This is a genomic window from Pectobacterium odoriferum, assembly GCF_009931295.1.
GTDB lineage: Bacteria > Pseudomonadota > Gammaproteobacteria > Enterobacterales > Enterobacteriaceae > Pectobacterium > Pectobacterium odoriferum.
The window spans coordinates 725,118-745,244 of record NZ_CP034938.1 but is presented as its reverse complement, the minus strand read 5'-3'; the positions used below and the strand labels follow the sequence as shown (position 1 = coordinate 745,244).

Genomic DNA, 20,127 nt, shown 5'->3' with positions numbered 1-20,127 from the left:
TAGAGACGAGTAATGAAAAAGCAAGAATAAAATCAGTAAATTAAGCCTCCCCTGAGTAGGAGAGGCTGGAAAAAATAATGAACCACCAAGCCGCTGATTCAACGGCCAGCGCGATTAACTACGCATAGTCGCTCATCGGCACACACGAGCAGAACAGGTTACGGTCGCCGTAAACGTCGTCCAGACGCTTCACGCTCGGCCAGTATTTATGTTCGCTGCCAGCAGGGAATACCGCCAGCTCGCGGCTGTACGGATGTGCCCAGTCGGCCACCAGCTCTGCCTGCGTGTGTGGCGCGTTAACCAACGGGTTGTCATCCAGCGGCCATTCGCCCTGCGCGACGCGGTTGATTTCGTTACGGATCGCCAGCATCGCGTCAATAAAGCGATCGATCTCTACCTGACTCTCCGATTCCGTTGGCTCCACCATCAGCGTACCCGCTACCGGGAACGACATGGTCGGTGCATGGAAACCGTAGTCAATCAGACGCTTGGCGATATCCATTTCGCTAATGCCTGTGCTCTCTTTAAGCGGACGAATATCCAGAATGCACTCATGCGCCACGCGACCGTCACGACCGGTGTAAAGCACCGGATAGGCATGCTGCAAGCGCGTCGCGATGTAGTTGGCGTTCAGAATCGCCATCTGGCTAGCCTGTTTCAGCCCTTCTGCCCCCATCATACGAATGTACATCCAGCTAATCGGCAGAATAGAAGCGCTGCCAAACGGTGCCGCAGAGACTGCGCGCTGCTCCGTCAGTACCCCCTCAATTTTTACCACCTGATGACCCGGCACGAACGGTGCCAGATGCGCTTTCACGCCAATCGGCCCCATGCCAGGCCCGCCGCCACCGTGCGGAATACAGAAGGTTTTATGCAGGTTCAAATGCGAGACGTCTGCGCCGATATAGCCCGGCGTGGTGATGCCAACCTGCGCGTTCATGTTCGCGCCATCCAGATACACCTGACCGCCGTATTGATGCACGATCTGGCACACTTCGCGGATCGTCTCTTCATAGACGCCGTGGGTGGATGGATAGGTCACCATAATGCAGGAAAGCTGTTCGCCCGCCGCCTGCGCTTTCTCACGCAGATCGTGCAGATCGATATTGCCCTGTTTGTCACAGGCGACCACCACCACGTCCATCCCCGCCATCTGCGCTGATGCTGGGTTAGTACCGTGGGCGGAGCTAGGAATCAGACAGAGATGACGGCCAGCCTCATTGCGGCTTTCATGATAGCGACGAATCGCCAGCAGCCCCGCGTATTCACCCTGCGCACCCGAATTGGGCTGCATGCAAATCGCGTCATAGCCCGTCAGTTGCACCAGCCAGCCTGAGAGCTGTTCGATCATCTGGCGATAGCCCAGCGCCTGTTCCGGCGGGCAGAATGGATGCAGTTCGGCAAATTCCGGCCAGGTAATCGGCAGCATTTCCGCCGCCGCGTTGAGCTTCATGGTGCAGGAACCGAGCGGGATCATCGCCTGATTCAGCGCCAGATCCTTACGTGCCAGACGGTGCAGGTAGCGCATCATCTCGGTTTCGCTGTGATAGCGGTTGAAAACCGGATGCGACAGGATCGCGTCGTGGCGCACCAGTCCGGCCGGGATCGTTGCAGATTTCTGACTAATGGCCGCATCAAGCGCGTCGATATCTAACCCGTGATCGTCACCTAGCAGAACCGAGAACAGCGCCAGCACGTCTTCACGCGTGGTTGCTTCATCCAGCGTAATACCTAGGGCACTCGCTAAATCGCTGCGCAGGTTGATGCCAAAACTTAATGCCCGGCTCAGTACCGCGTCTTTGTCGGCGACTTCAATGGTCAACGTGTCGAACCAGCTGCGATGACGCAGCAACAACCCGCCCTGCGTTAATCCTGCCGCCAGAATATCAGTCAGACGATGGATGCGCCCTGCAATACGTTTGAGCCCCTCCGGCCCGTGGAACACCGCATACATCCCCGCAATATTGGCCAGCAACACCTGCGAGGTACAAATATTGGAGTTCGCCTTCTCGCGGCGAATGTGCTGCTCGCGCGTCTGCATCGCCATACGCAGCGCAGTATTGCCCGCTGCATCGCGCGACACGCCGATGATACGGCCCGGCATGGCACGTTTATGTTCATCACGACAGGCGAAGAATGCCGCGTGTGGCCCACCGTAGCCCATCGGCACGCCAAAGCGCTGTGCAGAGCCGAAGACGATATCCGCGCCCTGCTTGCCCGGCGCGGTCAGCAGTACCAGCGCCATGATATCCGACGCGACGCAGGTGACGACCTTACGTGCTTTCAGTGCCGCCATCAGGTCACTGTAATCGTGCAGTTCACCCGTCGTCCCTGCCTGTTGCAGCAACACGCCAAACACCGCATCGTCTTTCAGCGCTTCTTCCGCTTTACCGACAACAATTTCAAAACCGAAAGTTTCCGCACGGGTACGCACCACGTCCAGCGTTTGCGGGTGCACGTCGTCAGCAACGAAGAAACGTTCAGCCTGTTTGAGTTTGCTGATGCGCTTCGCCATTGCCATTGCTTCCGCCGCGGCGGTTGCTTCATCCAGCAACGATGCAGAGGCCAAATCCAGACCGGTTAAATCCTGTGTGACCTGCTGGAAATTCAGCAGCGCCTCAAGACGCCCCTGAGAAACTTCCGGCTGATACGGCGTATAGGCGGTGTACCAGCCAGGGTTTTCCAGCACGTTACGTAAAATTACTGGCGGCATCAGCACCGCGCTGTAGCCCATGCCGATGTAGCTTTTGTAACGTTGATTGCGTCCTGCAATGGCCTTCAGCTCAGCTAACGCTTCATGTTCCGTCACCGCCTCTCCCACCGCTGGCGGGCTGGGCAATTGAATGTCCACTGGGACAATCTGGCGGATCAGCGCATCCAGCGACGTAGCCCCCACCACCGACAGCATGTGCTGCTGTTGGCTGACGGAAGGACCGATATGGCGCTCAATAAATGCGCCGTCATGTTCGAGTTGACTGAGTGTCTGAGTCATTACAGTAATTTCCTGCATTAATCGTGCTGGCTGCCGCGCTGAAATACGACGCGGGCGAACAAAATAAAACGCCCCTGATTTGACAAAATCGGGGGCGCGATAACTACTCGTCTTCTTCTAACAATCCCTGATAGCCTTCAGCATCAAGCAATTCGTCCAAATCAGACTCATCAGAAATTCTGATGCGGAACAGCCAGCCGTCGGTATAAGGTGCGCTGTTGACCAGCTCAGGGGAACCTTCCAGATCGTCGTTAACTTCTACGATCTCACCGCTGATGGGCGCATAAATATCCGACGCCGCTTTTACCGACTCCGCCACCGCGCAGTCATCACCTGCGTCGACAACCGTGCCCACTTCCGGTAAATCGATAAAGACCATGTCACCCAGAAGTTCCTGCGCGTGTTCGGTAATGCCCACGCTGTAGATACCGTCGCCCTCATGCAGCACCCATTCGTGCGACGTGGTGTATTTTAATTCTGTTGGTACGTTGCTCATTGCATCCCCTTTCCTAAAGTCGTTAATCCTGCGCGCTACCCGTCATAATTCAAGCTGCATGTGCGTTGGCAATACTCGGCTCATCGCAGAGCCTCGCCCTGACGGGCCGCCGCAAGCGGCGTTCAAATTGGCTAAGCCAATTTGTCCTCGCTCACCCCAGTCACTTACTCGTGTAAGCTCCTGGGGATTCACTGCGTCGCCGCCTTCCTGCAACCCGAATTATTTAGGGTATTACATAAGAAGTTATTCAATACTGAGCGATGGCTTTTCCAGCACGGACAAAGCCGGGTTTGGTCACGTGGACAGGCAGTTCGCGGTTACGAATCTGCACTATCGCTTGTTCACCAATCCCTACCGGAACACGCGCTAGCGCGATGCTCACGCCAAGCGTCGGCGAGAACGATCCACTAGTGATCACCCCTTCACGCACCACGCCATCACTATCAGTAAAGCGCACAGGTAAATCATTGCGCAATACGCCTTTTTCCGTCAGCACTAAACCAACCAGTTGATCGGTCCCTTTTTCACGCTGATGCGTTAATGCTTCACGCCCGATAAACTCGCGATCCTCCGGCTGCCAGGCGATTGTCCAGCCCATATTGGCCGCCAGCGGCGAAATGCCCTCACCCATATCCTGACCATACAGGTTCATCCCCGCTTCCAGCCGCAGCGTATCGCGTGCGCCCAGCCCGCATGGCTTCACACCAACCGCCAGCAGTTGTTGCCAGAAATCGACCACCTGCTCATTTGGCAGCGCGATTTCATAACCCGCTTCACCCGTATAACCCGTCGTGGCGACGAAGAAGTCGCCCGCCTGCTTGCCAAAAAACGGCTTCATGCTGGCAACCGCTGCCACGTCGGCATCACTCAGGCCTTTTGCCTTCAAGATTTCTTGAACTTTTTCCTGCGCCTGCGGACCTTGCACCGCAACCAGCGCCAGATCGTCGCGCTCGCGGATTTCAACCCCAAACGGTGCAGCGTGCTGCCCGATCCAGGCGAGATCTTTTTCACGGGTCGCGGAGTTCACGACCAGTCGGAAATTGTCTTCCGTGAGAAAATAAACGATCAGATCGTCGATGACGCCGCCGGAGGCATTCAGCATGCCGGTATACAGGGCTTTGCCCGGCTGTGTGAGTTTGGCGACATCATTCGCCAGCAGATAACGCAGGAATTCACGCGTTCTCGCGCCGTGCAAATCGACGATAGTCATGTGGGAGACATCAAAAATGCCGGCCTCCCGACGCACAATATGGTGTTCGTCCAGTTGGGAGCCGTAGTGCAGTGGCATCATCCAACCATGAAAATCCACCATTTTGGCACCATCGGCCAGATGTTGTTGGTACAACGGGGTCTGCTTTGCCATTCCTCATCCCTCTTCAGCGCATGGCGTTCAGGCGATAAAACACACTACGCAAACGATATCTTATGACTGAACTTACCACCGAAGCGCAGGCTAAACCACTCTCTCAGACATAAGATAAACTATATAGAAGACAAAGAAAGTCGAGCCGCCCACAAAAAACAAAGCAGCGTAATATGCTTATTAATTGACGAAATTAAGCACGTAAATTATTTAAATCAGCGTAAAACACAAATTAATGACATTAAAAATGGATAAATCAGGCAATGACACCCAGATAAGAAAAACATTCGAATTAGATAATCTAATGATAAAAACAGACCTAGATTAGATTTTTTCAATCAAAAACCAACAACGACTCGCATCCTGACTTCCTCCTCTACACTGTCATCATCACAGTTCTGTGAACCGCTCCTCAGGCGTCTTTCCTATGTGGCAGCACGCGCCAAAGGCTCAAATTCGTCTGAAACGAATTTGAGCAGCCAACGCACAGGCAACTTGAAGTATGACGAGGATTAAGGTGTAAAAAAGATCGTCACGCAGCATTACATTAATAATTACATGACAAATTAATATTAATTAAAATGACGCTCGTGATAATAGATCGGATTGTAAAATTAAACTGCTATTTATTATCAAACCAATAAAATACAGTTAATAAAATCTGACTGCTAATTGCATAAACTCAGATGCTCATCTAGATTTTAAATGTGTCCCCCCCTGTTAAAATCATATAGGATAAAAGCTATGCAAAAAAACATTAATACATTATTGCAACGTTCTATTGCTGCATCAGCATTTCTATTTTTGACGTTTACTGCCGACAATGCGTTCGCGGCGGATGTCAAAGGAACGCTGAAAAACTACCAAAATAGTGGGATTGATTTTACTTATGCAGAGCAAAAATATGGTACTAACCGTGGAATTCGTATCATGGCGGGTACACGTGATCAAACCTACAAATTCAGCCCCAACCCGCATGATGACCCCTGGTATAATAAAAACCAAGAAAAGTTTTACCGAACTGCGGCTGAAGCGTTAGCTGATAGTTATTTAGCCTCTCCACAGAAAATTTTTCCACGATATGGATTCCAATCGACAATTAACAAAATTGAGTACACTTACGGAGAAAGGTAGCACGTTATTTAATAACTATTGAATGAGCTTGTTTTCATAAAATACAGAAAAATGTTAGTCCTTAACATGAATACTTTCCTGGATGTTACACTTTACTGTCTGCCCAGATTCCTCTGGGCAGACAGTGTAAGTCTGCATTAATAAAAAACCAAATTCATTCCATACAGTTTGAAAAATTTATCGTTTTTTCCTTTTTAAGGATGTTGGTAAGCTCGCTCCATGTTGTACCCTCTATTTTTTGGAAAAAAGATAAAATAATGGTTTCAAACCGTTAGCTTACCTTGTCTGATTACAATATTAATAGATACCTGCATGCGGGCGCGATCCTGATATGTCAGATCAGCACGCTAATATTCAGATTCTCCATCAACCAATGGTTATCGGAATAATCAACGGGGATGGCAATTACCGCAGGGCCGTCGACGTCCATTGCCTGACGGAGTTTGCTGACCAGTTCATCCGCAGATTCAACGGCAAACCCTTTCGCGCCAAATGCTTCCGCATACGCTTTGAAGTCAATCGGCCCAAACGACACACCCGCCGGACGATGGTATTTGTGCAACTGCTGGATCTCCACCATGTTGTAGCCGTTATCCACCCAGATAATATGCAGAAGATTGCTTTTCAGACGCACCGCCGTTTCCAGCTCCATACTGGACTGCATAAACCCGCCGTCACCGGAAACGGACACCACTTTTTTGCCGGGCTGCACCAGCGATGCGGCGATTGCCCACGGGAGCGCCACGCCCATCGTCTGTTGTCCGTTGGTCATCAGAATCTGTCGAGCACGGAAGCTATACAAATAACGCGCCAGCCAGATATGGAAACTCCCCATATCCACACACAGTGTGACATCCTCATTCACGATATCCTGCATCGCCCGCACCAGCCGCAAAGGGTGGATCGCAAATCCCGTCATGTTGATGGCACGCGTACTAAGATCGCGGCGCTGACGTTGGCGATCCTGTAACACAGCCTGCGTGCCGGAAGACAAGATAAACGGTTCGCTGATGCACGCATTCAGCGTGTCCACTGTCATTGCGATATTACCGAGCAGCTCGATATCGGGACGATAAGCGCTGTCGATTTCCGCTCGCAGCACATCAATGTGGATCAGCGTCGCCTTGCCGCTGTTCCATAACACCGGATCGTACTCAATCGGACTGTAGCCCACGGTAACGATCACATCCGCCTGTTGCAGCAGCTTATCACCAGCCTGATTGTTGAATAATCCGACACGTCCAGCAAAGTGATCGAACTGCTGCTGATCGATCACACCAGCAGCCTGATATGTGCTGGTCACGGGCAGTTTGCTATGGTGAAGGAAACGACGCAATGCCTGCGCATTCTCCTGTTGGCTGGCCATTAACCCAAGCAGCAGTACCGGGTTTTTAGCCTGCCGCAGCCGTTTGGCCGCTTCAGCAATGTCGCTATGCGGCGCGCCGTTTAATAGCGGCAAGTTCGGACAGGCTAATACCGGGCTAATCACCGGCTCATTGACGATATCCTGCGGCAGGCTGACAAACGCCGCCCCGGGACGCCCACTTTCCGCCGCCCGGAAAGCATTCGCTAACACTTCCGATATGGCGGAGGAAGCCGTGACCTCCGCACTAAATTTACTGACCGGCTGAAACAGACTGACAGTGTCCAGACTCTGGTGCGTCAACTTAAGCTTATCGGCTCGTTTAACCGCCCCGCCTAACGCCACGACCGCATCTCCCTCTGAGGTTGCCGTCGCCAGCCCGGTAACCAGGTTGGAACAGCCGGGGCCGGATGTTACCAGCGTCACGCCGGCTTTCCCCGTGAGACGTCCTATCGCCGCCGCCATAAACGCCCCGTTTGCCTCATGGCGTACTGGGATCATTTGAATCGTCGAGTCTTCCAGCTCATCAAACACGCGATCGATTTTTGCGCCGGGAATACCAAAAATATGCTTCACGCCCTGCGCTTCCAGGTGTTTTACAATCAGCTCGGCTCCGCTACTCCAGCTTTGCTGTTCGGTGGACTTTTCCATGACATGACTCCGATGAAATGACTAGCTCTCTACTGACTGGATTACGCTATTGAGGTTTTCTGATGACAGATCGGCATTGAGAAATTCCCGATCCTGAGGCAGGTCGATAATCAATTTGGCAATCACACCAAATGTCAGCGTGCCATTTTCAACGTCATAATTCAGAATATGGCCGCCGCCTTGGCGATCGTCAGTAATGAAATGTTCGTGGTAACCCGCGACATTAATTCCCTGGGTATAAGCTGGGCTGCGAAACCCAATAACACTGCCGTTACAGTGTTCAAAATGAAACGTCGGCTGTCCTTCAACAGCTTCCTGCATCGGTTTATAAGGCCGACACTGTCGGGGGACGGTACGCGTTTCAACACAGCGAAAATTCCCATCAATCCGTAACGCACAGAACAAATTATCTGTTCCCACAATCTCATCGATCTGACGGTGCACTTCTTCACGCGAGGTCCAGCGATCAAAACGGATCGTTTCCGTCGGGCGAAAGAACGTCATTACCGCAAACGGCGTTTTTTGATCCGGCTTCGCCGCTCGTGCGCTACCGTCGGATAACAGTTGGAAAATCTGGCTATTCAGCGCAATCAGTTCCCCATCCAAACTATTAAAAGTTCCTAATCCAAAATCGCCATGCTCCAGCAATTCAGCCATCGTTCGACGGCCTTCATAGACGCCATTTATTAGCCCACTCATTAATGAGGTCTGATAAATAACGCTGTCTGCATGCTGTTTATGGAAATCATAAGCATACTTAACAAAGGCTTCTTCACAGGATTCCTCACCAATACTCGTTTTCATACATTCCTTCTTCCTGCGCCAATTACTTAAACGTTACTAATATTTAGATAAAGATTGACGCAGAAGAGAACAAAATTCCAATATGCAATAAAGGTCATTTCAAGATCGTAAACATATGGAGTCACGTAAATGGAACTACGTTATCTGCGCTATTTTGTCGCCGTTGCACAAGCTAAGCATTTCACGCGTGCGGCGGAAAATCTGGGGATGTCACAGCCACCTCTCAGCCAGCAGATCAAGAAATTCGAGCAGGAAATCGGCACACCGCTGTTCAAGCGACTGACGCGCGGTGTAGAAATGACAGACGCAGGACAAGCGCTGTATGAAGATGCACGTCAGATTTTGCAGCTTGCCGATTCGGCCATCGCGCGGACAAGGAGCATTGCGCGAGGTGAGAAAGGTAGCTTGAACGTAGGGTTTTCGCCGTCGGCCATGTTTCACCCGACCGTGCTTGCGCTACTGCATCGTTACTGTCAGCAGTATCCGCACGTTCAGCCGCTGCCAAAGGAGGAAAATCCGGCAGCGCTCATTACTGCACTGCAAGAACGCAATATCGACATCGCATTTCTACGCTTACCCTGCGATCTTAGCGATGATATTGACGGGGAAATTTTGGCTGAAGAGCCGATGAAATTGGTGTTACCCGCAGAGCATGCGCTGAGCCATAAAGCGCAGATCTCACTTAGCGAGCTGCGTCAGGAACCGCTGATTATTTTCCCGCGCGGGGTGTGTCCAGGGCTGCACGACATGATAATCCGCACTTGCTATCTGTCAGGCTATGGCCCCAAACCTAGCCCATTTGCCCCACAGCTACCCGCCACCATCGGGATGGTCGCCGCAGGCTTCGGCATCACCCTTGTACCGGAGTCGCTCGCCTGTATTAAGGTGGATAATGTGACCTATCATGATATCGGCATGCCCGAAGCCCATACAAAAATTGCGGCTATCTGGCGCAAACATGAACGATCGGCCACGATCGTGAATATGATCCATCTGATACGCCAGCATCTGAGCAGCCAACATCCCAATTAATGCCTTGATGAAGAAAATTCCACCAATCTGCTCGTCAAAAAACTAGTAATTGATATAAATTCTTATATGATATTAGTTATCATTATCATTTTTGACGGGTGAAAAAATGCTGACAGCAATGATCACAGCCTGTGGGCTATGGAGCGTGAGTTGGTGTATGGGGAAGCATTTGTCGAGCGCCTGGGGCGTGCTGTTGCCTTGTGCCATCATGCCGTTATTAGCACTGCTCGATCTGAACCTGACGCATCTGAAAGTCATTATCGCCATTGCGCTGCTGGCGACGCTTGTCATGCTGTTTCATCAACGTTTGCGCCACTATTTATTGCTGCCATCCTGCATTGCGCTGGCTGGCGGTTTGGCGGCGCTGTCCGTCACGTTTAATCTAACAACCCTGTAAAGGTACGTGGATGTATATAAGTAAACGAGAAAGAGTACACAACCCAGAATGGTAAATAATCGCGAAAAAGCGGCATAGCTAGAAACGGGATAAAAGAGAATAAACAGGAAAGAAAATCAGGAAGATACAGAGGGAATCTGTGGTGCGAAGAGAGGGACTTGAACCCTCACGTCCGTAAGGACACTAACACCTGAAGCTAGCGCGTCTACCAATTCCGCCACCTTCGCACTGAGAACGTTGTTTGTCTTATACAGTAAATTTATCACGACATGGTGCGAAGAGAGGGACTTGAACCCTCACGTCCGTAAGAACACTAACACCTGAAGCTAGCGCGTCTACCAATTCCGCCACCTTCGCAACTCTGTCATGCAATAACTATGTCATGTAACACTGATTTACTGCTTCGGTTCGACAAACGAGAACCGTGTAGTGATGTTGGTGCGAAGAGAGGGACTTGAACCCTCACGTCCGTAAGAACACTAACACCTGAAGCTAGCGCGTCTACCAATTCCGCCACCTTCGCAACACTGCTTTACGCAATATCACTACGGGGGCGAATTCTAGAGGTTTTCACGTTCACGTCAATGATTATTTCCTCTGGAATGCGGGGTTTGCTGCAAAAAACATCATCTCGCTGCGGCGTGACGCGTAAAGAGCTCATCGAGCCATTCAATGAACACACGAATCCGTGGCGCGAGAAAACGACCGGGCGCATACATCACATAAAGCGGCATCGCGGGCGGCGGCATTTCCGGCAAGATTTCCACCAGTTCTCCACTTTCAAGAAACGGGCGCAGACCACGACGCGGTGCCTGAATAATCCCCAATCCGGCACGCGCGCTGGCGATGTAGGCATCGGTGCCATTAACCTGCAACACACCGGGCAGCATACGCGTAATGCACTCATCTCCCGACATGAATTCCAGCGGATAACGGTGTTCGGTACGCAAAGAGAAATACCCGACCATCTGATGCCCCGACAGCTCATCAAGCGAACGCGGCACACCGTATCGCGCCAGATAGTCGGCCGACGCACAGGTCACCTGCGGCATTGACGGCAAATGGCGGGTGGCCAGCGTTTCGTCGTCCGTCTGCCAGGCGCGCAGCACACAGTCGACACCTTCACGCAGCACATTAATCGCCGCATCGTTGGCGCTCAGCATTAGCGTTACCTGCGGATAACGCGCGTAGAATTCGCCCAGCGCCGGAACGACGATTTCCCGCGCCAGCGAGTGCGGCATATCCACCCGCACTTTACCCACGGGTTGCTGCTTTTGCTGCGTGAACAGCGTGTCGATCTCTTCTATTTCCGCAAGCAATTGCAGACAGCGTTCATAGTAAACGCGCCCTTCATCGGTGATCTGCACCTGACGAGTCGTACGTTGCAGCAAACGAACTCCAAGCCGTGCTTCAAGCTGTTTGATGGTGTTGCTCACCGTCGCGCGTGGCAGCATCAGTCGCTCCGCCGCGCGGCTAAAGCTGCCCAGTTCGACAATACGCACAAAAACCCGCATCGCCTGAATGTGATCCATCGCCGCCACCATTGTTGGTTATTTTTGAATAGTGTTGCATAAAAAGCGGCATTTATCTTTGTTGGATAAACAACCAGACTACTTTCACTGCCAACGACATGAGGAAGATGACAATGCAACAGCGCAAATTAGGTGCGAACGGCCCGCAGGTTTCGGCTATTGGGCTAGGCTGCATGGGAATGAGTGATTTCTACTCCACCGCGCAGGATGAAAAAGAATCCATCGCCACGTTGCATCGCGCACTGGAACTGGGCGTTACGCTGCTGGATACCGCCGATATGTATGGCCCTCATACCAATGAGCTGCTGCTCGGCAAAGCCATAAAAGGCAAGCGTGAGCAGGTCTTTCTGGCGACCAAATTCGGTATCATGCGCGATCCAGCAAACCCCAACGCACGCGGCGTCTGCGGTAAACCGGACTACATCCGCCGTGCGGTGGAAGGCAGTCTGACGCGCCTCGGGACGGACGTTATCGATCTTTACTATCAGCACCGCATCGACCCAACCGTTCCCATTGAAGAGACAGTCGGCACGCTGGCAGAGCTGGTTCAGGAAGGTAAGATTCGCTACATCGGCCTGAGTGAAGCCTCCGCCACCACGCTAGAACGTGCGCACCGCGTGCACCCCATTACAGCGTTACAGAGCGAATACTCACTGTGGACGCGCGATATGGAAGCCGAGATTCTGCCCACTTGTGAGCGTCTGGGTATCGGGTTTGTGCCTTACAGCCCACTCGGCCGTGGTTTCCTGACTGGCGCGATTCGCAGCCCAGACGACCTGGCTGCCGACGATTTCCGTCGTACCAATCCACGCTTCTCGGGGGAAAATTTCGGCAAAAACCTGCAACTGGTAGAGAAAATTAACCAACTGGCGCAGGAAAAACAGGTGACGCCATCACAGCTGGCGCTGGCATGGGTACTGGCGCAGGGTGAACATATTGTGCCGATTCCGGGCACCAAACGCCGTCGTTATCTGGAAGAGAACGTTGCAGCGCTGGATGTCACGCTGACGAAAGAGGAACTGGCCGCCATTGATGCTATTTTCCCACCCGATGCCGCAGCAGGCGAACGCTACGGCAAGGAGAGTATGGCGGCACTGAATCAATAGAAGAAGTATCAGTAAAGGCAATATCAGTAATAAGGATTACCGACGACGACCTTTGCTTCCTGTGCGCGGCGGACGACCGACGGTGGCCTGATACACCTTGAAGCGTCCAGTCTGCGCCAGCACTTCATGGCTACCAAAGGCGGCATCTAACAGCGCCGGATAAGGCAGGAAGGCGTTAGCGACGATGCGTAACTGCCCGCCAATCGGCAGATGGGTCACTGCACCACGAATCAGCATTTCCGCGGCTTGCAGACTGGTCTGTAAGCCGTCATGGAACGGCGGATTAGACACGATCATATCGAAGCGACCGTCGATGTCGGAGTAAACATTACTCGCAATCACGCTGCCTTCTAACGCATTCGCCGCCAGCGTTGCCTTGCTGGATTCGACAGCGGCTGCACTGACATCGCTCAACGTCAGGCGAATTTTCGGCGACTGTTTCGCCAGTACCGATGCCAGTACGCCCGCACCGCAGGCGATATCCAGCACTTTGCCTTTCATGTGCGGCTCAAACGTAGACAGCAGCAGTCGGCTACCCGGATCCAGGTCATCACGACTGAAGACACCCGGAAGCGTTTTGACGGTCACGCCGTCCGTCACATATTCGTCCCACCACTCATCCAGCGTGAAGCTGGCCTGCTTGTCAATCCGACCGTGGTAAAGCCCGCAGCGACGTGCGCTGTCAATTTTTGCCAGCTCAACGAAGTCAGACAGCACAATTTCAGCACTACGCACGCCGCTGCGGTTTTCCCCAACAACGAAGATTTCCGTACCGACCGGCATCAGAGACAGCAGGTTACGCAGTTGGAATTCCGCTTCCTGTTTGCTCTTCGGCCAGTAATAAATCAGCGTGTCGCTATCCGCCACCAGCGCCGCATCCGCGACCAGACCATATTGAGCGTTATCCCCAAGTGGCTTTGCCATCTGTTGCCAGTGGTGGTATTGGTTGCAATGGACACGCACTGACGCCGCCTCAAATTGCGCGGGCAGGGTATCCTGCAAATCACCGGCAAACAGAACTCGGCGTGAAAGAAATTCGTCACTATGGCGCAGTATGACTTCACTGGCGGGGGTTAATGCGGACATCAGGGTACGGCTCCTTAATCATTGAGCGGGGGATTATATACGCTTCGTCCCCGAAGTTGCAGAGCGGAGAGGAAATAACCGCACCGACGTTGGCGCAGTCTGACGGGGTTTGTTAGCATAGGCACGGATCATTTTCTCGCACGCCAGACAGGATAACGCATGGAATCAAGACGTGACAGGCTGCTACAGCAACTGGGGATTACGCAGTGGACGCTGCGTCGCCCGACGGTGCTGCAAGGCGAAATCGCCGTCAGTCTGCCCGAACAGGTGCGTCTGGTGATTGTCTCCGCCGAGCCGCTGGCCGATGATGAACCGCTGCTGACCGACGTTCTGCACAGTCTGGCGCTCACTCCCGCGCAAGCCTATCGCCTGACGCCGCAGCAGATCGAGATGTTGCCCGCCGACGCGCACTGCCATAGCTGGCGGTTGGGCATCGCGGAACCCATTGCGCTACAGGGTGTTCAGCTTTCCAGCCCTCTGCTTTCCGAACTTTATCAAAATGCCGACGCCAAACGGGCGCTGTGGCAACAGATCTGTGAACATGAACACGATATCTTCTCTGACGCCAGCCGATCTGGCACAAGCCTTTAAAATTGAACAAGTCAGCCACGCCTTTCCCTGGTCGGAAAAGACGTTTGTCAGCAATCAAGGTGAGCGTTATTTCAACATCAAACTGGAGCATGACGGGCAGCTTGCCGCTTACGCCATTACACAGGTCGTGCTGGATGAAGCGACGTTGTTCAATATCGCGGTGCACCCCGACCACCAGCGTCAGGGGTTGGGTCGCCAACTATTGGAACATCTGATCGACGAAATGGAACGGCGCGGAATTCTGACGCTGTGGCTGGAAGTACGCGAGTCAAACGCGCGAGCCATCGCACTTTATGAAAGCCTGGGATTTAACGAAGTCTCCGTGCGCCGGGATTATTACCCTACGGCCCAGGGTCGGGAAGACGCCATTCTCATGGCGCTGCCGCTCGGCTAACCTCTTTATCTATACTCCAAATAATTCGAGTTTCAGGAAGGCGGCAAGAGAAGGCATCCCGATGAGCTTACTCAAGTAAGTGATTCGGGTGACTGAACGCTGCCAACGCACATGCAACTTGAAGTATTACGAGTATACGGCGGGTGCCGTAATGTGCGCCCCATCCCGCTCTGCCTTTTTTCCTGATAGAAAAATCCCCGCAACGTGATCGCTATAAATAAAACCTCGTTTCTTTTTTATCACAATGAGATTCCATTTCATGTTTCTGGTTTACAGGCATGTATGGTTTATCCGTTATCTACGAGGAATAATATGAAAAAATACACTCTGGCTACGACGCTCCTGTGCAGTTTATTCTCTCTTTCCGCTTACGCGGTACAAGTAACGGCGGTGACAGCTTCCGCTTATGATTCAGACAAGGGCCACAAACCTGCCAACATTGCCGATGGCGACGTAAAAACGCGCTGGGCGGCAAATGGTGAGAGTTGGGTTCAGGTAGAACTGGATAAGGAACAGTCGGTTGAAAACTTTGTTCTGGTTCCTTTCAAAGCGGACGAGCGCAAACTGAAGTTCTCCGTTTCCTACTCCACCGACGGTAAAACCTGGCAAAAACTGGCTGACAATCTGGTCACCTCCAACAACGCCAAAGACGGTGAAAAATTCACCTTCCCTGCCGTGAAAGCGAAATTCTTCAAGCTGGATACGTTCGGCACCGATGTGAACAAATGGAGTGCCATCAACGAGATCAGCTTTAACAGTGCCGCACAGGTTCCGGCTCAGGCCATCAAGTAACGTGTTGGAATCGTCTGGCGCTTAGGTCAGTCGATTCCGCTGTCGCTGAAGCACCACGCCCGATACGGCTATCGAGTGTGGTGCATTCCAACCTTTCGCCCCCTGCGTGCTTACCGCTCCCTCACCTCCCCCTCCGACACTGTTACCCACATTTTCCTTAGCATTGAAATAAAAATCATTCTCAATTAATATGCGCCTGAAATTTGACCTCCTATCGCTCCGTTTCAGGCACCAGACATGTCATCAGCCAATATTGATACCTCAGCAGATCTGCATCAGCTCTATTGTCAGCATCATGGCTGGTTACAGGGGCTATTGCGCAAACGGCTGGGGAATCTGTGCGATGCGGCCGATCTGGCGCAGGATGTATTTTTACGGCTCTTACTGAAACCGCGTCAGTTCGACAGCCACGCGGGGGCGCGGGCTTATATGAGCGTGATGGCGCAAGGCATGTGCGTCGATCTGTGGCGCAAACGGGAAATTGAACGCGCCTGGCTCACCTCGCTGGCCGAACAGCCAGAACCGGTTGCACTGTCGGCGGAAGACAGCAACATCATTCTCGAAACCCTGTATCAGGTCGATGCCATGCTGCGAGCGCTGCCAGAGAAGGTACGCGCGGCCTTTATCATGGCGCAGGTACAGGGATTACCCTATCGGGACATTGCCGAGACGCTGGGTGTTTCCGAACGCATGGTGAAAAAATACATGGCACAGGCCATGCTGCATTGTGTGCTGTTGGAAGCGGAGATAGACGCGGACGGTCAGGCCGTTGATTCATGAATAAGCCCAGCTTTATCGCCTTGCAGCAGGCATCGCAATGGTACGCCCAACTGTGCGATCGGGAACCTGACGATGAACACTACCACCACTGGCAGCGTTGGATGGACGAAAGCGAGGAACACCGTCAGGCCTGGGAATACGTGCAAACAGTCAGCCAGCGCTTCCAACCGCTGCGTGGCGACGGCCAGCAGCCCGCGCTGAATACGCTACTGCACCAGCCTGCACCGATGACACGCCGCCGTGCGCTCAAGCTCGCCGCGCTACTCAGCACCGGTTCACTGCTTTCCTGGCTGACGTACCGCCATACGCCGCTAAAAAACTCGCTGCTGGCGATGACGGCCGATCATCACAGCGCGGTTGGAGAAATCAAACCGCTCACCTTACCGGACAACACCCGACTGTGGCTGAACACTGCTAGCGCGATTGATATCCGCTACAGCGACCAGCGTCGGGAAATTACCCTGCTGGCGGGGGATATTCTGATTGAGACCGCCGCCGACGCTCGCCCCTTCTTCGTCACCACCGCGCAAGGGCGTATGCAGGCGCTGGGCACGCGCTTCAGCGTCGCGCAGGAACCGGACGCTACCACGCTCACCGTTTACCAACACGCGGTTGAGATCAGCGCCACATCCGCCTCCGCCACACGTCGGGTTAATGCGGGCTATCACCTGCGCTTTAACGCCGATGGTCAGGGTAACATCGTGCCCAACCAGCAGAATGATGCCGACTGGTCACACGGCGTGCTCCAGGCGGACAACATGCCGCTGGGAGAGGTCGTGGCACAGTTGTCCCGCTATCGCCACGGCTATCTGGCGTGCCAACCTGCCATTGCCAATTTACGCGTGATGGGCACCTTCCCCTTAACCGATACCGATATGGCACTGAACATGCTGGCGCAGGCCTTCCCGGTCCGCATCCAGCGGCGTTTTCCGTGGTGGGTGACCGTCGAGCCACGCTGATCTCGCCGTCTTTTTTGGATACCGCTTTTTGGGGATGCAGACAAAAAATTTTCTCTTTTGAGTTCCCCTTTCTCCGCTGTCGTTCGATTCACAGTAAAACCACCAATTTTTACTCTGGGTCAGAAGGCGAATTTTCATGGCATTGATTCCATTTTTCTCTACACAGCGCACTCCTTCCAAACTGGCAATTGCCGTTCACCTGCTGCTGTGCGGCGCACCGCTGCTCGCACATTCCACTGCAATCGCAGCAGAAACGACAGCCACAGCAGCCACCAAAACCTACGCGATTTCTGCCGGGCCACTTAACCAGCAACTGAACCAGTTTGCTGCCCAGTCGGGCGTTTATCTGGTCGGCGATGCACAGCTGACAACAGGCAAAGCAGGGAAATCCCTGCAAGGGAACTACAGCGTGGAGGACGGATTTGCGGCGCTGCTGGCAGGAAGCGGGCTTCAGGTGATTCCGCAGCCTAATAGCGTCTGGCGCTTACAGAGAATACCGCAGGGGGATGAGATGCTGGTCGTGGCGGGCATCAACCGCAACGGCGTGACCGAAGGCACTCAGTCCTACACCACGCGCAGCATGAATACCGCGACACAGCTGAATCTGTCACCGCGAGAAACACCGCAGTCGGTGAGCGTTATGACGCGCCAGCGCATGGACGATCAGAATATGACCTCGCTGGATGAGGCCATGAAACAAACCACCGGCATTAACGTGGTCAATCAGAATAGCTATCAGGTGAAATACGAATCGCGTGCTTTCGTGATGGATAATATCAAGGAAGACGGCGTTAACTTTTCCAGCCAGAACAGCGTGTCCAACATGGGGGCGGTTCAGTCCTCCAGCGAATCACCCGATCTGGCGATTTATGACCGCGTCGAAATCCTGCGCGGTGCGTCCGGCCTGTCACAAGGCAATGGAGAACCCGGCGGCACCGTTAATCTGGTGCGCAAGCAGCCTACTCACAATTTTCAGGCATCCGGCAGCGTTGGCACGGGCAGTTGGGATAACTACCGCAGCGAGCTCGATGTTTCTGGGCCGCTAAACGACGATGCCAGCTTACGCGGCCGTCTCGTTGGCGTTTATCAGGATAAGCAAAGCTTTAAAGATTACGAGCACAGTGAAAGAAAAGTGCTGTTCGGCACGCTGGCCTACGATCTGACGCCATCCACCACGGTCACTGGCGGCATCAACTGGCAAAAGACCCGGGGCGTGCCTGATGTGTATGGCATCCCGTTCGCCACCAATAAAAGCAGCCTGAACCTGCCGCGATCCACCTATCTGGGCGCCAGTTGGAACCGCATTGAGTTTGAAAAAATTAACCCGTTTGTCGAACTGGAACACCACTTCGACAACGACTGGACGCTGAAAACCGCGCTGAACTATATCCACTCCCGTGCAGCAAGCAGCTATATCGGTATCATGAACGGCACCAGCGGCGTCAATCCGGCAACGGGGACGTCATCGCTAAACAATAATCTGCGCTACGACAATAAGGCCGAACAGTGGGGTTACAACCTGAGCCTGAACGGTCCGTTCGAGCTATTGGGGCGTAATCATGAACTGGTGGTGGGAGGTGATTATCAGAAAGAGAATTTCGATAACAACCACATCCGCATCAACAACACCAGCAGCGTGAATATTTTCAACTGGCAGCCGAATTCGTTGGCAGAACCAGACTGGTCAAATACGAGTCTCTACAACAATCACTATAACGACCGCTTTAATCTGTATCAGCGCGGCGCGTTCGCCACGGCCAGATTCGAACTGGCGGATGACTGGAAGCTGATTCTGGGCGGCCGTTACAGCGCCTACAGCTATGACGAGTATTTCACTAACCATCTCCGCAATACGTCCTCACTCAGCAGCCTGCATGCCAGCAATGAGTTTGTGCCTTACGGCGGCCTGCTGTGGGACTTTGCTGACAACTACACCTGGTATCTGAGCTACGCCGAGATCTACAAGCCACAGAGCGAAAAAGATCGCAACGGTAAGCTGCTGCCCGCCATTACCGGCACCAACTATGAAACCGGTGTGAAGGGCGAGTTCTTTGATGGCGATCTGAATACCTCGCTGGCGCTGTTCCGCATCATTCAGGCGAACCGCGCGATGGCTGTCGCGGATAGTTCGGTTTGCCTGATCGGGACAAGCTGCTCGCAAGCTCAAGGCGAAGTACGCAGCCAGGGTGTGGAGTTGGATGTCACGGGCAAACTGGCCGAAGGCTGGCAGATTCAGGCAGGTTATACCCTGACCAACAGTAAATATCTTGAAGGTAGCGCGAGCGAAAGAGCGGCACAGTTCAGCCCGCGTACGCCGAAACATATGTTCAAACTCTACACCTCATACAATCTGCCGGGTGAGTTGAACCAATGGACGATTGGCGCAGGTATGACGGCACAGACCGAGACACAAACCTACCCTAATCGGGTTTATGGTCTGCACCAGGGCGGTTACACCCTGTTTAACGCCAATGTCCGCTATCAGTACAGCAAAAACCTGAGCTTCAATCTGGTGGGCAATAATCTGACGGATAAAACCTACTACTTAAACCTGAACAACCGCCATCTTAGCGGCAACAACTATTACGGCGACCCACGTAATTTCATGCTAACCGCGAAGTGGAATTTCTAAGCGAACACGCCTGCCAGCCTATG

The 20,127-nt window shown here is 53.1% G+C and carries 17 protein-coding genes and 3 tRNA genes; 10 read left to right on the top strand and 10 right to left on the bottom strand.

The window, feature by feature from the left end:
* Nucleotides 1-118: 118 nt before the first annotated feature.
* The 3 genes from gcvP to gcvT all read right to left on the bottom strand — a co-directional run bounded on the left by gcvP (nucleotide 119) and on the right by gcvT (nucleotide 4,851).
* Entirely contained in the window at nucleotides 119-2,992 is a 2,874-nt protein-coding gene (gene gcvP, locus EO763_RS03345; RefSeq protein ID WP_161528084.1) for an aminomethyl-transferring glycine dehydrogenase, read from the bottom strand.
* Nucleotides 2,993-3,095: 103 nt separating this feature from the next.
* Nucleotides 3,096-3,488, bottom strand: a complete 393-nt coding sequence (gene gcvH, locus EO763_RS03340; RefSeq protein WP_161528083.1) for a glycine cleavage system protein GcvH — start codon at nucleotides 3,486-3,488, stop codon at nucleotides 3,096-3,098.
* 247 nt (nucleotides 3,489-3,735) lie between these two features.
* The gene (gene gcvT, locus EO763_RS03335; protein ID WP_161528082.1) at nucleotides 3,736-4,851 is read right to left on the bottom strand and encodes a glycine cleavage system aminomethyltransferase GcvT; all 1,116 of its coding nucleotides are present in this window, start codon (nucleotides 4,849-4,851) and stop codon (nucleotides 3,736-3,738) included.
* Between the two features lie 744 nt (nucleotides 4,852-5,595).
* On the opposite strand from gcvT, the gene EO763_RS03330 reads away from it, so the two are divergent.
* A complete protein-coding gene (locus EO763_RS03330; protein WP_161528081.1) occupies nucleotides 5,596-5,985 on the top strand; it encodes a hypothetical protein in 390 nt (129 codons plus the stop codon).
* A gap of 334 nt (nucleotides 5,986-6,319) precedes the next feature.
* On the opposite strand, the gene alsS is transcribed toward EO763_RS03330, so the two are convergent.
* Nucleotides 6,320-7,999 (bottom strand): acetolactate synthase AlsS, encoded by a 1,680-nt coding sequence (gene alsS / locus EO763_RS03325; protein ID WP_039491189.1) that lies wholly within the window; start codon nucleotides 7,997-7,999, stop codon nucleotides 6,320-6,322.
* Between the two features lie 21 nt (nucleotides 8,000-8,020).
* A complete protein-coding gene (gene budA / locus EO763_RS03320; RefSeq protein WP_161528080.1) occupies nucleotides 8,021-8,803 on the bottom strand; it encodes an acetolactate decarboxylase in 783 nt (260 codons plus the stop codon).
* A 129-nt stretch (nucleotides 8,804-8,932) separates the two neighbouring features.
* Here budA and EO763_RS03315 point away from each other — a divergent pair, with 129 nt between their 5' ends.
* Together EO763_RS03315 and EO763_RS03310 are read left to right on the top strand one after the other, a co-directional pair.
* The gene (locus EO763_RS03315) at nucleotides 8,933-9,835 is read left to right on the top strand and encodes a LysR family transcriptional regulator (protein ID WP_161528079.1); all 903 of its coding nucleotides are present in this window, start codon (nucleotides 8,933-8,935) and stop codon (nucleotides 9,833-9,835) included.
* Between the two features lie 106 nt (nucleotides 9,836-9,941).
* On the top strand, nucleotides 9,942-10,232 hold the full coding sequence (locus EO763_RS03310; protein WP_161528078.1) for a DUF1435 domain-containing protein: 291 nt from the start codon (nucleotides 9,942-9,944) through the stop codon (nucleotides 10,230-10,232).
* Nucleotides 10,233-10,372: 140 nt separating this feature from the next.
* Here the strand turns inward: EO763_RS03310 and EO763_RS03305 are convergent.
* The 4 genes from EO763_RS03305 to EO763_RS03290 all read right to left on the bottom strand — a co-directional run bounded on the left by EO763_RS03305 (nucleotide 10,373) and on the right by EO763_RS03290 (nucleotide 11,764).
* Nucleotides 10,373-10,459, bottom strand: a tRNA-Leu gene (locus tag EO763_RS03305).
* A gap of 43 nt (nucleotides 10,460-10,502) precedes the next feature.
* Nucleotides 10,503-10,589: transfer RNA gene (locus tag EO763_RS03300), tRNA-Leu, on the bottom strand.
* 79 nt (nucleotides 10,590-10,668) lie between these two features.
* Nucleotides 10,669-10,755 (bottom strand) — tRNA-Leu (locus EO763_RS03295).
* Between the two features lie 103 nt (nucleotides 10,756-10,858).
* Nucleotides 10,859-11,764: a LysR family transcriptional regulator gene (locus EO763_RS03290; protein WP_161528077.1), complete on the bottom strand. Its 906-nt coding sequence runs from the start codon at nucleotides 11,762-11,764 to the stop codon at nucleotides 10,859-10,861.
* Nucleotides 11,765-11,877: 113 nt separating this feature from the next.
* Between EO763_RS03290 and EO763_RS03285 the strand changes: the two genes are divergently transcribed.
* Nucleotides 11,878-12,870: an aldo/keto reductase gene (locus EO763_RS03285; RefSeq protein WP_161528076.1), complete on the top strand. Its 993-nt coding sequence runs from the start codon at nucleotides 11,878-11,880 to the stop codon at nucleotides 12,868-12,870.
* Between the two features lie 36 nt (nucleotides 12,871-12,906).
* Here EO763_RS03285 and rsmC read toward each other — a convergent pair whose 3' ends face one another.
* Nucleotides 12,907-13,956, bottom strand: coding sequence for a 16S rRNA (guanine(1207)-N(2))-methyltransferase RsmC (gene rsmC, locus EO763_RS03280; RefSeq protein WP_039491195.1), 1,050 nt, complete (start codon nucleotides 13,954-13,956; stop codon nucleotides 12,907-12,909).
* Nucleotides 13,957-14,115: 159 nt separating this feature from the next.
* Here rsmC and EO763_RS03275 point away from each other — a divergent pair, with 159 nt between their 5' ends.
* The 6 genes from EO763_RS03275 to EO763_RS03250 all read left to right on the top strand — a co-directional run bounded on the left by EO763_RS03275 (nucleotide 14,116) and on the right by EO763_RS03250 (nucleotide 20,104).
* Nucleotides 14,116-14,547 (top strand): DNA polymerase III subunit psi, encoded by a 432-nt coding sequence (locus tag EO763_RS03275; RefSeq protein WP_010309329.1) that lies wholly within the window; start codon nucleotides 14,116-14,118, stop codon nucleotides 14,545-14,547.
* Nucleotides 14,498-14,941 (top strand): ribosomal protein S18-alanine N-acetyltransferase, encoded by a 444-nt coding sequence (rimI, locus tag EO763_RS03270; protein WP_039470760.1) that lies wholly within the window; start codon nucleotides 14,498-14,500, stop codon nucleotides 14,939-14,941. The genes EO763_RS03275 and rimI overlap by 50 nt, the downstream gene beginning before the upstream one ends.
* Nucleotides 14,942-15,253: 312 nt before the next feature.
* Nucleotides 15,254-15,733 (top strand): discoidin domain-containing protein, encoded by a 480-nt coding sequence (locus tag EO763_RS03265; RefSeq protein ID WP_161528075.1) that lies wholly within the window; start codon nucleotides 15,254-15,256, stop codon nucleotides 15,731-15,733.
* Nucleotides 15,734-15,970: 237 nt separating this feature from the next.
* On the top strand, nucleotides 15,971-16,513 hold the full coding sequence (locus EO763_RS03260) for a sigma-70 family RNA polymerase sigma factor (protein ID WP_161528074.1): 543 nt from the start codon (nucleotides 15,971-15,973) through the stop codon (nucleotides 16,511-16,513).
* Nucleotides 16,510-17,472, top strand: coding sequence for a FecR domain-containing protein (locus EO763_RS03255; RefSeq protein ID WP_161528073.1), 963 nt, complete (start codon nucleotides 16,510-16,512; stop codon nucleotides 17,470-17,472). Before EO763_RS03260 ends, EO763_RS03255 begins: the two co-directional genes overlap by 4 nt.
* 136 nt (nucleotides 17,473-17,608) lie before the next feature.
* Nucleotides 17,609-20,104: a TonB-dependent siderophore receptor gene (locus EO763_RS03250; RefSeq protein WP_161528072.1), complete on the top strand. Its 2,496-nt coding sequence runs from the start codon at nucleotides 17,609-17,611 to the stop codon at nucleotides 20,102-20,104.
* Nucleotides 20,105-20,127 lie beyond the last annotated feature (23 nt).

Coding starts and splice junctions, on each gene's coding strand:
- EO763_RS03330 (WP_161528081.1), top strand. CDS start 5,596: ATGCAAAAAAACATTAATACATTATTGCAACGTTCTATTGCTGCATCA.
- EO763_RS03275 (WP_010309329.1), top strand. CDS start 14,116: ATGGAATCAAGACGTGACAGGCTGCTACAGCAACTGGGGATTACGCAG.
- EO763_RS03285 (WP_161528076.1), top strand. CDS start 11,878: ATGCAACAGCGCAAATTAGGTGCGAACGGCCCGCAGGTTTCGGCTATT.
- EO763_RS03260 (WP_161528074.1), top strand. CDS start 15,971: ATGTCATCAGCCAATATTGATACCTCAGCAGATCTGCATCAGCTCTAT.
- gcvP (WP_161528084.1), bottom strand. CDS start 2,992: ATGACTCAGACACTCAGTCAACTCGAACATGACGGCGCATTTATTGAG.
- EO763_RS03265 (WP_161528075.1), top strand. CDS start 15,254: ATGAAAAAATACACTCTGGCTACGACGCTCCTGTGCAGTTTATTCTCT.
- EO763_RS03310 (WP_161528078.1), top strand. CDS start 9,942: ATGCTGACAGCAATGATCACAGCCTGTGGGCTATGGAGCGTGAGTTGG.
- alsS (WP_039491189.1), bottom strand. CDS start 7,999: ATGGAAAAGTCCACCGAACAGCAAAGCTGGAGTAGCGGAGCCGAGCTG.
- gcvT (WP_161528082.1), bottom strand. CDS start 4,851: ATGGCAAAGCAGACCCCGTTGTACCAACAACATCTGGCCGATGGTGCC.
- EO763_RS03290 (WP_161528077.1), bottom strand. CDS start 11,764: ATGGATCACATTCAGGCGATGCGGGTTTTTGTGCGTATTGTCGAACTG.
- gcvH (WP_161528083.1), bottom strand. CDS start 3,488: ATGAGCAACGTACCAACAGAATTAAAATACACCACGTCGCACGAATGG.
- budA (WP_161528080.1), bottom strand. CDS start 8,803: ATGAAAACGAGTATTGGTGAGGAATCCTGTGAAGAAGCCTTTGTTAAG.
- rimI (WP_039470760.1), top strand. CDS start 14,498: ATGAACACGATATCTTCTCTGACGCCAGCCGATCTGGCACAAGCCTTT.
- rsmC (WP_039491195.1), bottom strand. CDS start 13,956: ATGTCCGCATTAACCCCCGCCAGTGAAGTCATACTGCGCCATAGTGAC.
- EO763_RS03250 (WP_161528072.1), top strand. CDS start 17,609: ATGGCATTGATTCCATTTTTCTCTACACAGCGCACTCCTTCCAAACTG.
- EO763_RS03255 (WP_161528073.1), top strand. CDS start 16,510: ATGAATAAGCCCAGCTTTATCGCCTTGCAGCAGGCATCGCAATGGTAC.
- EO763_RS03315 (WP_161528079.1), top strand. CDS start 8,933: ATGGAACTACGTTATCTGCGCTATTTTGTCGCCGTTGCACAAGCTAAG.